Origin of the sequence: Gimibacter soli, assembly GCF_028463845.1 — a bacterium.
GTDB lineage: Bacteria > Pseudomonadota > Alphaproteobacteria > Sphingomonadales > Kordiimonadaceae > Gimibacter > Gimibacter soli.
Genome location: NZ_CP116805.1, coordinates 2,626,331 through 2,639,694, shown reverse-complemented (window position 1 = coordinate 2,639,694; position 13,364 = coordinate 2,626,331). Strand labels below are relative to the sequence as shown.

Annotated in this window: 11 protein-coding genes; 2 read left to right on the top strand and 9 right to left on the bottom strand. The window is 60.5% G+C overall.

Annotated features, from left to right (window positions below; translation table 11 throughout):
* The first annotated feature begins 6 nt into the window (after positions 1-6).
* Positions 7-648, top strand: coding sequence for a hypothetical protein (locus tag PH603_RS12265; RefSeq protein WP_289502824.1), 642 nt, complete (start codon positions 7-9; stop codon positions 646-648).
* 108 nt (positions 649-756) lie between these two features.
* On the opposite strand, the gene PH603_RS12260 is transcribed toward PH603_RS12265, so the two are convergent.
* Genes PH603_RS12260 through PH603_RS12220 form a run of 9 tightly spaced genes read right to left on the bottom strand, consistent with a single transcriptional unit; the run spans position 757 to position 10,632 of the window.
* Complete coding sequence (locus tag PH603_RS12260; RefSeq protein WP_289502823.1) at positions 757-1,428, bottom strand: M15 family metallopeptidase; 672 nt, start codon at positions 1,426-1,428, stop codon at positions 757-759.
* 4 nt (positions 1,429-1,432) lie between these two features.
* Positions 1,433-2,914 carry a glycerol kinase GlpK gene (gene glpK, locus PH603_RS12255; protein ID WP_289502822.1) on the bottom strand — a complete coding sequence of 494 codons (1,482 nt, stop codon included), beginning with the start codon at positions 2,912-2,914 and terminating at the stop codon, positions 1,433-1,435.
* A complete protein-coding gene (locus PH603_RS12250) occupies positions 2,911-3,525 on the bottom strand; it encodes a 3,4-dihydroxy-2-butanone-4-phosphate synthase (RefSeq protein ID WP_289502821.1) in 615 nt (204 codons plus the stop codon). Before PH603_RS12250 ends, glpK begins: the two co-directional genes overlap by 4 nt.
* 2 nt (positions 3,526-3,527) lie before the next feature.
* On the bottom strand, positions 3,528-4,097 hold the full coding sequence (locus PH603_RS12245) for an NADPH-dependent FMN reductase (protein ID WP_289502820.1): 570 nt from the start codon (positions 4,095-4,097) through the stop codon (positions 3,528-3,530).
* Positions 4,094-5,602, bottom strand: a complete 1,509-nt coding sequence (locus tag PH603_RS12240; protein ID WP_289502819.1) for a glycerol-3-phosphate dehydrogenase — start codon at positions 5,600-5,602, stop codon at positions 4,094-4,096. Before PH603_RS12240 ends, PH603_RS12245 begins: the two co-directional genes overlap by 4 nt.
* A complete protein-coding gene (locus PH603_RS12235; RefSeq protein WP_289502818.1) occupies positions 5,599-6,690 on the bottom strand; it encodes an LLM class flavin-dependent oxidoreductase in 1,092 nt (363 codons plus the stop codon). The genes PH603_RS12240 and PH603_RS12235 overlap by 4 nt, the downstream gene beginning before the upstream one ends.
* A 2-nt stretch (positions 6,691-6,692) precedes the next feature.
* Positions 6,693-7,607 (bottom strand): aldo/keto reductase, encoded by a 915-nt coding sequence (locus PH603_RS12230; protein WP_289502817.1) that lies wholly within the window; start codon positions 7,605-7,607, stop codon positions 6,693-6,695.
* Entirely contained in the window at positions 7,604-8,617 is a 1,014-nt protein-coding gene (locus PH603_RS12225; RefSeq protein WP_289502816.1) for a LacI family DNA-binding transcriptional regulator, read from the bottom strand. The genes PH603_RS12230 and PH603_RS12225 overlap by 4 nt, the downstream gene beginning before the upstream one ends.
* A complete protein-coding gene (locus PH603_RS12220) occupies positions 8,614-10,632 on the bottom strand; it encodes an alpha-glucosidase (RefSeq protein ID WP_289502815.1) in 2,019 nt (672 codons plus the stop codon). Before PH603_RS12220 ends, PH603_RS12225 begins: the two co-directional genes overlap by 4 nt.
* Before the next feature lie 181 nt (positions 10,633-10,813).
* Between PH603_RS12220 and PH603_RS12215 the strand changes: the two genes are divergently transcribed.
* The gene (locus PH603_RS12215) at positions 10,814-13,129 is read left to right on the top strand and encodes a TonB-dependent receptor (RefSeq protein WP_289502814.1); all 2,316 of its coding nucleotides are present in this window, start codon (positions 10,814-10,816) and stop codon (positions 13,127-13,129) included.
* Positions 13,130-13,364: the final 235 nt, after the last annotated feature.

Sequence of the window (13,364 nt, the reverse complement as noted above, 5' to 3'; positions counted from 1 at the left end):
AAAATCATGCAGAAACAAACCATCAAATCAGGCATTGCCCTGATGCTTCTGGGGCTTGGCGTATCAGCAGCGCACGCTGATGCGGTACTCACGTTCGAGACGGAAGAAAAGGCCGAAATGAGAATTTCGGTAGGTCACGGCAAGGTGCGGATCGACCAGCCGGAAACCGAGGACGACGATGCGCGCTTCACAATTTATGACCCCGCCGGTCCTTCCTATGTTTTCGGTTTCCCGGCGGACGGGATGTATCGCCGTATGTCGGGCGCCATGCTTGGCCAGATGAAAAAGGCGCAGCAGAATCCGATGATGAAATTTGCGGGGGCATGGACCGGTGAAGCCGGCACCGCGGGCGGCATCGGCTGCCGTTGGGCCAAACTGAACGCCGCCGGCATGGTGACAATCGACGTATGTCTTGCCGATGAAGCGGCTTTCGGTCTGACGAAAGACGAGCTTGCCGCGATGGAAGCCGCCATGTCATTTGGCGGCGGCGCCTATAACGATATGGAATCGATGGGCCTTTCGGGCGTGCCCGTGATTGTCCGCGGCGAGGAGGGCGCAACACGCTTGAAAAAGGTGGAAAGCGCCAGCCTTACCCGCGATCTGTTCGAGGTCCCATCTGATATGATCGAGGACAGTGCTGGCGAATAAAATTCGGGATGGCGTCCGTTGTTGGGCCGTGTAATCGGGCATTTTACACGGTCCAAGACGATGCTTCGCTTGCTGCAGCTCAATCCTGACTGTTTCCAGGGGAGCTGCCTAGCGTACCGGAATGTCGAAATATGTGTCGGGCCAGGGTTCATCTTTCAGGCGGAAGTGCCACCATTCGGCATCATAGGGAACGAAGCCGGCAGCCTGCATCACAGTTGATAGCAAAGCCCTGTTGGCCTTTTGCTGCACGGTGAGGCCAGTTGCCGAGAGGCCTGACTGCGGCCCGAAGAAATCGAAACTGGTGGCCATGTCCAGCAAAGTGCCCGTCGCAGCATCAGCGATGGAAAGGTCCACGGTGCCGCCCCGTGAATGGCCTGATTTGGCGGCGATATAGCCGTCTGGAATGAGGCGGTCTTTCTGCACATCTGGATAATAGTCAGCCTTGTGCAGGGTGTCTTTCTCGTCGGCTGCCCATTTGATCAGACCATCAACTGCCGACTGGGGCCGATAGGCATCGAAAACGACGAGCGTCAGACCATATGGGGCGAGAGCTTCCTGCGCCTTGGCAAGCGCCAACGCAAGTTCCGGTGTGCCGAGGCACATAGATTTCTCATATCCGGTCAGTGGCCGGCCCGTGAAGTTTTCGGCGCCAGCATATCGCGCATCACAGACAAGTCCGGATACCTGATCATTCAAATCGATCATTGGAGACTTTTCTGGTTCGGCAACAGCCAAGGTCGAGGCGAGAAGCACAGGAAGGCCAGCAATCAGCGATTTCATAGTTTCACTCTCCCTGGCCCTTCAACACTGCCGCCAATCCGGCCTCCCACTTTGCCAGGCGTGCTTCGCGGACCTTCGGTGATGTGTTCGGCGTGAAGGCATCAACGGGCGGGAGCATGGCTTTCGCGTCTTCAAGGCTGGAATGCATTCCGATGCCAACAGCCGCCAGCATGGCAGCGCCGCGTGCGGTGGTTTCCACATCTGTCGGGCGTTCCAGCGGCACATCCAGTATATCGGCGAGATCCTGCGCAAGCCAGTTGTTGCTGCTCATGCCACCGTCGATGCGCAGCAGGCGCCAGTCGGCACCATCCGCCTTGAAGGCGCGCTTGAGGTCATTGCACTGGTGGGCCATCGATTCCAGCGCCGCCCGGGCAATGTGGGCGCGTGTTGTTGCGAAGCTCATCCCCATGAGGGCTGCAGCGGCATCAGGGCGCCAATGCGGTGCGCCGAGGCCTGCGAGGGCAGGGACGAACACAACGCCGCCAGAGTCGTCAACCGACCGCGCGAGTGTTTCGCTTTCTGCCGCCGTCTGAAGGAGGCCGAGACTGTCCCTCAGCCACTTCACTGCGCTCCCGGCGGCAAAGATGGAGCCTTCGAGCGCATATGTCCGTCTGTCATCAATTTCATGAAGGACGGTGCCAAGCAGCCGGTGACCGGATTTTGGTACAGCGTGCCCAAGGTTCGTCAGGATGAAGGCGCCGGTGCCGAAGGTCGCTTTGGTCTCGCCGGGTGCAAGACAGCCCTGTCCGATTGTTGCGGCCTGCTGGTCCCCGGCAATCCCGGTGATGGGGATCGGGGCGCCAAACCATTCGGGCATGGTTTCGCCGATCCGGCCTGCGCTGGAAACAATCTCCGGCAATGCCTTTGCCGGAATGCCGAAAAGATCGCACAGGCCAGCGTCCCAGCCTCTGCCGTCCAAACGCATCAGGGATGTGCGGCTGGCATTGGTCGCGTCACTGACATGCAAACCGCCTGTCAGGTGCCAGATCAGCCAGCTGTCAATCGTGCCGAAAGCCAGCCTGTCGCCTAGGCCGTGCGCTTCGGGGATATTATCCAAGAGCCACCGCATTTTGGAGGCGCTGAAATAGGGGTCCAGCAGCAATCCCGTTTGCTTCTGTACGTCATCCTCGTGGCCAGCGTCCTTGAGCGACGTACAGAAGTCACCCGTGCGGCGATCCTGCCAGACAAGAGCAGGGCCTATTGCCTTGCCGGTCGTGCGGTCCCACGCAACGGTTGTTTCCCGCTGGTTTGTGATGCCGATGGCAGCAATGTGGCCAGCGCCGCCCGCGCGTTCGATCACCTCACGGGCGCAAGCAATCGTCTTTTCAAGGATTTCGTGCGGGTCGTGTTCAACCCAGCCCGGTCGTGGATAATGTTGCGTCAGCGGCTGCTGGGCGACGCCGCCCGGGCGGCCGGCCGCATCAAACAGCATGGCACGGGTTGAGGTCGTGCCTTCATCCAGCACCAGAATCCACGGGCCACTCACTGCGGAATGTCCCCCTTGTCGAGCAAGGCGAGGAGGTCGTCGATATCAGCAACGGCGAGATCGAATTCCCTGATCAGGGCTTCGATGTCAGGCAGGCGCGCCATTTCGCCGTCCTCGCGCATGATCGAGCAGATGACCGCCGTGTCACCGGCGCCGGCCATCCGGCAAAGATCGATGGATGCCTCGGCGGCGGCCGGGCGCTCTTTCACTCCGCCCGCGGCGGCGATCAGCGGCATGACATGGCCGGGTGCGGTAATATCGTCGCCCGTTGCCCCGTCGCGAATGGCCACGCTGATTGTGTGGGCGCGGTCGGCAACCGAAATTCCGGTCGAAACGCCTGTCTTTGCCTCGATTGACTGTCCGAAGGGACGGCCCGACTGGCGCTCTTTGCCCGAATTGATCAGGCGGATGCCAAGCTTCACCGCCCGCGCAGGCGTCAGTGACAGGCACACGAGGCCGCGCCCGTGCTTAGCCATGAAATTGATGGCTTCGGCGTTGGCATGTTTGGCAGCGACGGCAAAATCGATATCGCCGCCCCGCAACCTGTCACCCGTCAGTACGATGATCTTGCCGTTTGCGAGGTCTTCAAGGGCTTTCCTGATATCAGACATGATCAGGCCGCCCGTCCGGCCGAGAAACTGCGGGCACCCTGAACGACCTGCTGGCCGACAAGATCAAGCTGCGTCTTGGCGCGCGGATCGGTGCAGGCGCCGTCGATTGCGAATAATTCAGGCGACAGCTTGATGGTGGCGCCCATGGGGGTCGGCCAACCGCGCAGGGCGTGAACAATGCTGCGCAGGGTTTGCATCGTGCTCATGGTCGCCTGATCGCCATAGGCCGTTGCCAGAAGCCCGACAGCGCGGCCATCCAGATACGGACGGGTGTCCTTCGACAGATCCTCGAGATAGTCCAGTGCATTCTTGACGAGGCCCGAGATGGTGCCGTGATAGCCGGGGGCCGCGATGATGATGCCATCGGCGGCGCGAACGGCTTCAATCATTTCGGCGCCGTCCGTAGGCTTGTAGGAACGGCTGCGATAATGCGGCAGGTCCGACAGATATTCCCCGTTGAAAACCTGCACCTGGGCGCCTTCTGCCGCGGCTGCAGCAACGGCAACCTGCAGGGCTTGTTCTGTGGCACTGCGCGGATTGACGGTGCCGCCGATGGCTACGATATGCGTCATTGGACCAACTCTTTTTCAATATAGTTTTGCAGATTTGAAGCCTGATCAGCGGAGAGGCGCAGCCCGAGCTTGGTGCGGCGCCACAGGATATCTTCCGCCGTCTGGCTCCATTCGTTTTTGATCAGATGGGCCACCTCGCGTTCCGTAAGCCCCGCCCCGAAATGCTGGCCGCAATCTGCCAGTGACCGGGCGTCGCCGAGGATGGCCGGGACGAGGGTTCCATAGTTGCGGACAAGGCGACGACCCCATTCCGGCTGCAGGAAGGGATAGCGTTTGGCCACGCTCTCGATCTGCTCGCCGACGCCTTCACAGGGGAAATCGCCGCCGGGTAGAGGCGAAGTGTGCGTCCACGCAGCTTTCCCCAGAACCGGCAAGCGCTTTGACAGCAGGTTGACCGCATCCTGTGCCATGTGGCGGTAAGTCGTGATCTTGCCGCCGAAGACGGAAAGGAGAGGGGCACCTTCATCCGCTGCGGAAAGTTCGAGGCTGTAGCCGCGTGTGGCACCCTCCGGCTTCTGCGAGCCGTCATCGATAAGCGGCCGCACCCCCGAATAGGTCCAGACCACATCGGAAGGCTTGATGGGCTTTTTGAAGTAGCGGCTTGCCCCTTCGCAGAGATATGCGATCTCCGCCTCGCTCGCGCGAACATCGGTCAGGCTGCCATGGTGGTCCTGATCCGTGGTGCCGATCAGCGTGAAGTCCTGCTCGTAGGGGATCGCGAAGAAGATGCGGCCGTCCGGCAACTGGAAGAAATAGGCATTCTCGTGGTCGAAGATTTTCGGCACCACGATATGGGAGCCGCGCACAAGCCGCATCTGGCGGTCGGTCTTCTTGCCGCTCAGTCCCAGTACATCAAGGACAGCGGGGCCCGATGCATTGACCACAGCCTTGGCGTGGAAGCGGCCCTTGGGTGTTGTGATCGTCCAGCCCTTGTCGCTCCGCTCCATCGCGGTAACCGGGCAACGGGTATTGATGACAGCGCCTTTGTCGGCGGCATCGCGGGCATTCAGGACAACAAGACGGGCGTCATCCACCCAGCAATCTGAATAGACGAAGGCGTGCTTGAGTTCAGCGGACAAGGGTGCGCCGGCCCTATGGCCTTCAAGCCTGATCTGTTCGGTCGCGGGCAGCTTCTTGCGGGCACCCAGATGATCATAAAGGAACAGGCCAAGGCGCAGCAGCCAGCGGGGCCGCTGTCCCTCGATATGGGGCAGCACAAACCGCATCGGCCAGATGATATGGGGGGCGATCGACCACAGAAGCTCGCGTTCGGAAAGCGCTTCCCGCACCAGCCCGAATTCATAATGCTCGAGATACCTCAAGCCGCCATGAATGAGCTTGGTGGATGCCGATGATGTACCGTTCGCAAGGTCCCGCGCTTCGAGAAGCAGGACACGGGCACCGCGTCCTGCTGCGTCCCGGGCGATACCGGCACCGTTGATGCCGCCGCCGATGACCGCGATATCAAACGGGTCATCGGCTGTTGCCGGCTGGTGTTGGTTCATAGTTCAAGCGGTCCGTGCTTGATGTGCGGAAGCACGTGACGCGCGAAGAGATCGGCTTCCTGCATATGGGGGTAACCGGACAGGATGAAGGCTTCGATGCCCTCGGCCTGATAGGCCCGGAGTTTCGCCAGAACCTGATCGGGGGTGCCGACGATGGCAGCGCCGCAGCCGGATCGCGCCTGACCGACGCCCGTCCAGAGATTGTCTTCAACAAAGCCGTCACCGCCCGCAGCAGTGCGGAGCTCTGCCTGACGCTGCACGCCGTAGTTTTTGGCATCGAGCGACTTTTCGCGGATCGCCTTGCCAGCCTCGACGTCCAGCTTCGACAGAAGCCGGTCGGCATAGGCGCGGGCTTCTTCTTCCGTTTCGCGGACGATCACATGGACGCGGTAGCCAAACTTGAGAGTGCGGCCGAAGCGGGCGGCGCGGGCCTTCATGTCGGCGATGGTTTCGCGAACCTTGTCCATCGTGTCCGGCCACATCAGATAGACATCGCAGCCCTCGGCGGCGCATTCACGGGCTTCATGGCTGAGGCCGCCAAAATAGAAGGGCGGGCATTTGCCGGAAAGCGTGGTGATGCGGGCAGGGTCAAGCTTCAGCTTGTAAAACTCGCCCTGGAAATCGAGATGTTCGCCGTTCAGCAGGGTGCGGACGATTTTCATCACTTCCGTGGCGCGGGCATAGCGCGGGCCGGATTCCAGCTTCTCGCCCGGCATGTCGGACGAGATGATGTTGACGTTCAGCCGGCCACCCGTACCTGCCTTGTTGGGGCCAAGGATACGGTCAAGCGTCGCGATGCGGCGTGACAGTTGCGGCGGCCAGTCCTCGCCAATCCGGGTCGCCCAGAGAAGCTTGATATTGCGCACCTGCGTGGCAACCGCGGCTGCGAACACCGTGGTGTCGAGGCCAAGCTGGTAGCCCGAGGGCAGCAGGATATTGTCGAAGCCGCCTTCGTCTGCGCGCATCACGATGTTGCGGCAATGGTCCCAGCTCGATTGCAGATATTTGTCGGGAACCCCGAGAAACTCATAGTCATCATCGCAAAGCGCTGAGAACCAGGCGATTTCACACTGTTGTTGATCAGTCATGATCAGGGCATCCTTTCTCCTCTGGCGGCGACAAGCACCGCGTACCACTCCTCACGTGTCCAGCGCACTTCAAGCGCGGCCGTGCCCTCCAAAATTCGTTCCGGCTGCTGTGAGCCGATGATCGGCACGATCCCTGCCGGATGAGCCATCAACCAGCTATAGGCCGCGACCGAACGCGAAATACCTTTGGCTCCGGCAATCCGGTCCAGCTCAGCCACGACCGCCTTGTCGCGGGCCGATTCCGGCGAGAGCAAACGGCCGCCACCAAGCGGCGACCAGGCAAGCGGCACAAGATCAAGCATCATGGCCTGATCAAGCTCGCCGTTCTCGAAGCAATCGATGCGCAGGGGGCTGATCTCGGGCTGGGTCGTGACCAGCTTGTTGCCAAGGAACTGGTTGAGTGCTGCCAGCTGATGAATGGTGAAATTGGAGACGCCAAGCGTGCGCACCTTGCCGGCGGCAATGGCATCATCAAGGGCACGCGCAACTTCCTGCGGATGCGCCAGAAGATCGGGGCGGTGAACCTGCCACAGGTCGATCACATCGGTCTTCATCCGGCGCAGCGATGCGTCGATTGCTTCTTTCAGGTACGGGCCGCTCTGGTCGTAGGGAAGTGGCGGGCGGATGCCGCCTTTGGTCGCGAGCACCATGCGGGCCCGCAGGCTCGGCTCCAGCGCCAGTACGTCGCCAAGCAGCGCTTCTGCATCGCCGAAACCGGCTGAGCCGTCAAAGCCGTAAATGTCGGCTGTATCGAGCAGATTGATGCCCGCATCAAGGGCTGCATGAACCAGCCTTGCCGCTTCGCCGGCCGTCCGGCCATTTTCAGCAAGGCGCCACATGCCCCATGCGATGGGGGAGATGGCAATTCCACTGGCCCCGAGGGTGCGCTCGGCAGGCGGTAGTCGCAGTTCGCTCATAAAGTCTTCCTAGGTGGTGGCACGACAGACGCGCGCTCGACAAGGGTGTGGGGCAGGCGCCGGTGGGTGATATCACCGCCCGCAACAAGGATTTCGGTCGCTGTCCGGCCAAGCTCAGCCATCGGCTGATGGATGGTGGTCAGCGGCGGCCATACGGTACGGGCAAGCGTTGTGTCATCGAAACCGGCGACCGAAAGTTGCGTGGGCAGTTCGATGCCCCGGTCATGGGCGACGGCCAAGACGCCTGCTGCCATATCGTCGTTCGAGGCAAAAATGGCGGTCGGCCGGTCCGGCATGTCGAGGAAATACTGGCCTGCACGGACGCCGCTTTCGAAATCGAACTCGCCGGCGAAGACGAGGCTCGGCTCAAAGGGCAGGCCGGCGCGGTCAAGCGCGCGGCGGTAGCCGAAAAGACGGTCATCCGAGGCCATGTGGTTGGGGTGGCCCTTGATGCAGCCGATACGACGATGGCCTGCGTTGATAAGGAAGGTGGTGATGTCGTCTGCGGCCTGCGCGTCATCCATGAAGACCGAGCTAGTCAGCGCATGATTGGTGCCGGGCGAGATGCGGACGAAGGGGATATCCATTGCCTCGAGCGTACGCAGGACCGGGATGCAGTCGGTTACCGGCGACGAAAGGATGATCCCGTCGACATGCGTTTCGGAAACGAGGCCGCGAACCTGCTCGCCAACCTGCGGGTCTGCCACATCAACCGGCTGTGCCAGCAGGCGGATGTTGTTTTCCTTGCAGAATTCCCAGCAGCCCGTCTGGATCTGGAACATGTAGTAGGGGCTGTGGTTATCGTAGATGAGGGCGATCTGGTTCGATTTTGAACCTGTCAGGATGCGGGCGGCGATGCTGGGGCGGAAATCAAGTTCACGGATCGCGTCTTCGACCCTCGTCTTGGTTTCTGCACTCACATAAGGATGCCCGTTCAGCACGCGGCTGACCGTTTTGACGGCAACCCCTGCTTTCGCAGCCACATCCCTGATATTCGCCCGTTCACTCATAGTTCAATCACCCCTGCAAGCCCGGCAAACAGCGGCGCAAAGGCGCTGTCTGGCCGATAGAAGACCGGCGGCTGGCCAATGGGAGCAGAAATATCATGAAGGCCCGGCGCATAATCTTCGCCGGTCCAGCAGTGCCGCCAGGGCGTATCGCCCGGAAGAAGCACATTGCGTGATGAAGAACCCTGCTCGATCACCGGCGCAACCAGAAGATCAGCACCGTAAAGATACTGGTCTTGCACTGTCCAGAGGGATGCGTCGTCAGGATAGTGCAGGAAAAGGGGGCGCTGGGCGGGCAGGCCGGTTTTCTCGGCCTCCTCGCAGAGGTGACGAACATAGGGCGCCAGATGAGCATGAACGCGGCTCCAGCGTGCAAAACACGTGAGAAGCGCTTCATTGGTGTCATATTGCAGATTGTCGTCCGGCCGGTTGCCTTCGTGGCTGCGCATGACCGGGGCGAAGGCTGCAAGCTCGCACCAGCGCTGCAGCAGTTCTTCGCTACGGATATTGCCATGAAGCGAGGTATAGCCGCCGCAGTCCGAATGACTATAGGCATTGCCGACAAGGCCGGCGGAAAGGGCGCCGGTGATCACGGTGCCGATCCCGTCATGCCGGGTGAAGTCAACGGACTGGTCCCCGGCCCAGAGGAGCGGGCAATGGGCTTGCACGCCCGAGAAGCCGGCGCGCATGAAGAAAACGGCGTCGCCTGTCCTGCCGCGGGATGCGACGGCCTGCGCATTCACCTCAGCCCAGAGAACCGGCCACTTGTTGTGCGCTTCCATCGGGTCTGATCCGTCGCCAAGCCGCAGGTCGGTCGGCAGATACTCGCCGAAGTCAGCCATCCAGCCATCGACCCCGATATCAAGCATTTCGCGGCCCAAGATGCGCTCGGCGAACCAGTCGCGGGTTTTGGCTTGGGTGAAATCAAGGACGCCGCAGTCGAACTCGCCGAAATCGACAAGATGCGTCGCATCGCTTTCAAGCTGCCGGGCAAAGTGCCCGCCTGCCTCGGCTTCAGCGAAAAGCTCACCGTCCACGGCGAGATACGGGTTCACATAAGCAAGGAACCGGATTCCCCGTTCATGGAGTGCCGCGATCTGTTGCTTCAGGCCCGGATAGCGGGCAGCGCTGCGGTCGCCGGATTTCCAGTCCCAGAACAGGCGGCGTCCGAAACTGGTTTCGCGGATACCAGCCCAGTCTTCACACCAGATGCCGGATACCGAGGTGCCTGCATCCAGGAAGCGTTCAAGTCTGTCGAAGCTGCTGGCACCGGACTTGAGGCCCACAATAGCGCCTTCGATCGCCCAGTCCGGCAGTTGGGGCTGCCGGCCGAAACGGGTTGAGAGGGCGCTGACCAGTTCAGTCGGACTCGCGGCGGCGAATATCTCGAACTTTGCCCGGTTGCTCCAGACTGAAACCGTGTGGCTTTCAGGGTTGGTGAAATCGAGGACGCTGTAGCAGCTGGCATCAAGGTGGATTGCCGTCCAGCGGGACGTCAGGAAGGTCGGCTGGGGATAATTGGTGTTCCAATAGTCACCACCGGCCATGCCTTCCTTGTCCATGATCCGTGTCAGTTCGGTCGATTTGTCGCGGCCGACACCCGGTTCGCTCGTCCACATGGGGAAGGCGCGGCCCTTGAGCGACAGATAGCTCATCTGTTCGCCACCACCCCAGACTTGCTCATCCGCTTCGGCATGGAAGTGCAGGGTGATCCGGTCAAATGCGGGGTCGGTGGTCCGGACCTCGATCCCGTTCGACATTACAGTCAGCGTCGCGCAGATCGAGCCGTTAGCGGCAAATTCAATGCCGTTCTCGGACTGTTGCCATCCGGTCGGGATCACTGTGCCCGAAGGGGAATCTTCAATGCGGAAATTGCCCCGGTACATGGTTACCCGAGGGTTGCCTCTGGAAATGACCAACGAAGGACATAAACTGGTGTGACGAAGGATGATCCGGCCCTCATAGACCAGCTCAAAACCCTCATTTTCCGCCAAAATGCGTGTAGAAATCCCTCTCATCACCCCTGCCCAAGATAAAATTGGTGATTCTTCCCCGTTGCTTCTGACCTTATATGACACCGCTTGACATAACAAGTGGAAAAGAGCATCTGAGTAGGTGGGAGGTTGGCGCGTTTGCTTTGCTCTGTATCAATGGTTGATGCAGAAAAAGTGCGCCATTTAAAGGAGTTAGGGAGGGAAAATGCCCAACACGAATCGTATTGCAATGCGGGTGCTGACGGCGTCCGCAAGCCTGATCGCGATGGCTGGCGCTGTCGTGGCAGATGATGATTTTGCGCTCGAAGAAATCGTGGTGACCGCGCAAAAAGTTTCCGAAAACATTCAGGAAGTGCCGATTTCGATGAGTGCGGTAACGCCGCAGCGCATGGAAAACGCCGGTGTGACCAGCCTTGAGACGATCGGCCGGATCGTGCCTTCGGTCAGTTTCCGCAAAGGTACGACCAGTGCGAACAGCGCCATTGTGATGCGCGGCGTTGGCACAATCACCTTCTCGGTGGCGGCCGAGCCCAGCGTTTCGACTGTTGTTGACGGCGTCGTGCTGAGCCGTTCGGGGCAGGCCTTCCTTGATCTTGTGGACGCAGAGCGCCTTGAAGTGCTGCGCGGGCCGCAGGGTACGCTCTTTGGCAAGAACGCTTCGGCAGGTCTCGTCAATATCGTCTCGAAAGGCGGAACCGAGGAGCTGGAAGCCGAAGCCCGTGCAGAATGGTACGAAGGCAATGAATACCGCCTGCGCACGTCGGTTTCAGGGCCGCTGTCGGAACAGTGGAGCGGGCGCGTAACCGGCTTCTATGGCAGCTATGATGGCAACATCAAGAATATCTATGGCGGCGAAGAGGAAGACGTGAACGGCTACGAGCACTGGGGTGCACGCGGCGTTCTCGACTATAAGGGCGACAGCAGCCGCATGCGCTTCATCGCTGACTATTTCAAGGCGAATGACGATTGCTGTGCCGACGTGGCTGGCGCCAGCGTTGGTGCCGTGCGCGACGCCGAGCTTGGCCTGCCGGGCGGCGTCGACCTTGGCGAGGACCAGCGCTATATCAACCACAATCTTGTCACCCAGACGAACGACAAGCAGTGGAGCCTGACGGCATCTGCCGACTTTGACATTTCCGACAGCCATACGCTCAGCATGGTTGCGGGCTACCGCAACTGGTGGAACGAGGAAATCCGCGAAGGTGACTTCCAGCCGCGCGCCATCGTAGGCGTTGCCGAGCTGCATGATAACGGCGTGGTGGAAACCGAGCAGCTTTCGTTCGAAGCCCGTATTGCCTCCGATCAGTCGAAGCCCTTCTTCTATCAGGTTGGCGCCTTTGCGTGGCGGTCTGACAACAAGCAGGTCTTCACGCGCGAGGATATCACCTGTGCAACGTCGAACCTGCCGGTTGATCCGGTCACCGGCGGCCAGCCGTGCAACCTTACGGACACGGTGAACACCCTGTTCCCGACGGCGACGTCCTATAGCGACGTGAACTCGACCAACTATGCCGTATTCGGGCAGGGAACCTATCGTTTCAACGAGATGTTCGCCCTGACCGGTGGCCTTCGTTACACGTGGGACCGTCTCTCATACACGCATGAACGTGCACCCGGCATCAATGCCGCGACAGGCCTTCCGGCAACGGGCCCCGGTGTTTCGGGCAACCCGGCGGGCGGTCTTGTCTCTGCCGGCGGCAACGGGACGAATATCTCGGAAGGGTCCAGCCGCAACGGCAACCTTTCGGGTAAAGCCGTCCTCCAGTTCACGCCTTCGGACGACATGATGCTCTACACCAGCTATACGCGCGGGTACAAAGGGCCGGCCTTCAACGTCTTCTTCAACCACACGGCACCGACACACGCCGTTCCGATTGAAGAAGAAACCTCGGACGCGTTCGAAGTGGGCATGAAGTCCCAGTTCATGAATGACCGCGTGCAGCTCAATGCTTCGGTCTTCTCGGTCGAGTATGACGGGTTCCAGGCCAACAACTTCGTGCTCCTGAACGGCGCCGTGGTAACCAACCTGACAAACGCCGGCACCGTGAAGAGCAAGGGCTTTGAGACTGATCTCGTGTTCCTCGCGACCGAAGGCCTTACGCTCCGCCTGAGCACGGCTTATGCAGACGCAAAGGTCAAGGAGTTCAACCCGAACCCGCTGACCAACGCGCCTGACGCCCGCGATGGCACCCGCCTGCCGCTGGCACCGAAGTTCACCTATGTCCTTGGTGCCGATTACGAACGCGAAGTCGGCGACTATATGATGTATCTGAACACTGACTATCGCCATGTGGGCAAGCAGTTCTCGGATCTGGGCGAGCAGGGCGCAATCGATGCCTATGGCATGTGGAATGCCTCGCTCGGCTTCTCGGACAAGGATGACAGCTACCGCCTATCGTTCCATGTCCGGAACATCACTGATGAAAGCTACGTTCTCCTCAATGTTTCCAACGGCCAGCGCCTGCAGATCCCGCGCGATGCCGACCGTTACATGGGCGTCAGCTTCCGCATCAAGATGTAACCCTTCCCCTCGTGACCGGGCCAGCCGTTTCCCTCGGCCCGCAAACACGAAACCCCCGCTGTGCACTGGCGGGGGTTTTCTTTTGTGTGAACTACATGGGCACCGAGGAGTGGCGCCTATGTGTGGCGAGTGGTTGTGCGGCAGGGTGCGGTTGGGCAGGGCGGGGCGTCTTCATGGCCTCTCAAGGGGCAATGTTCCGAACGGGCAATGGATGGTGAAGGGGCGAAATGAAACG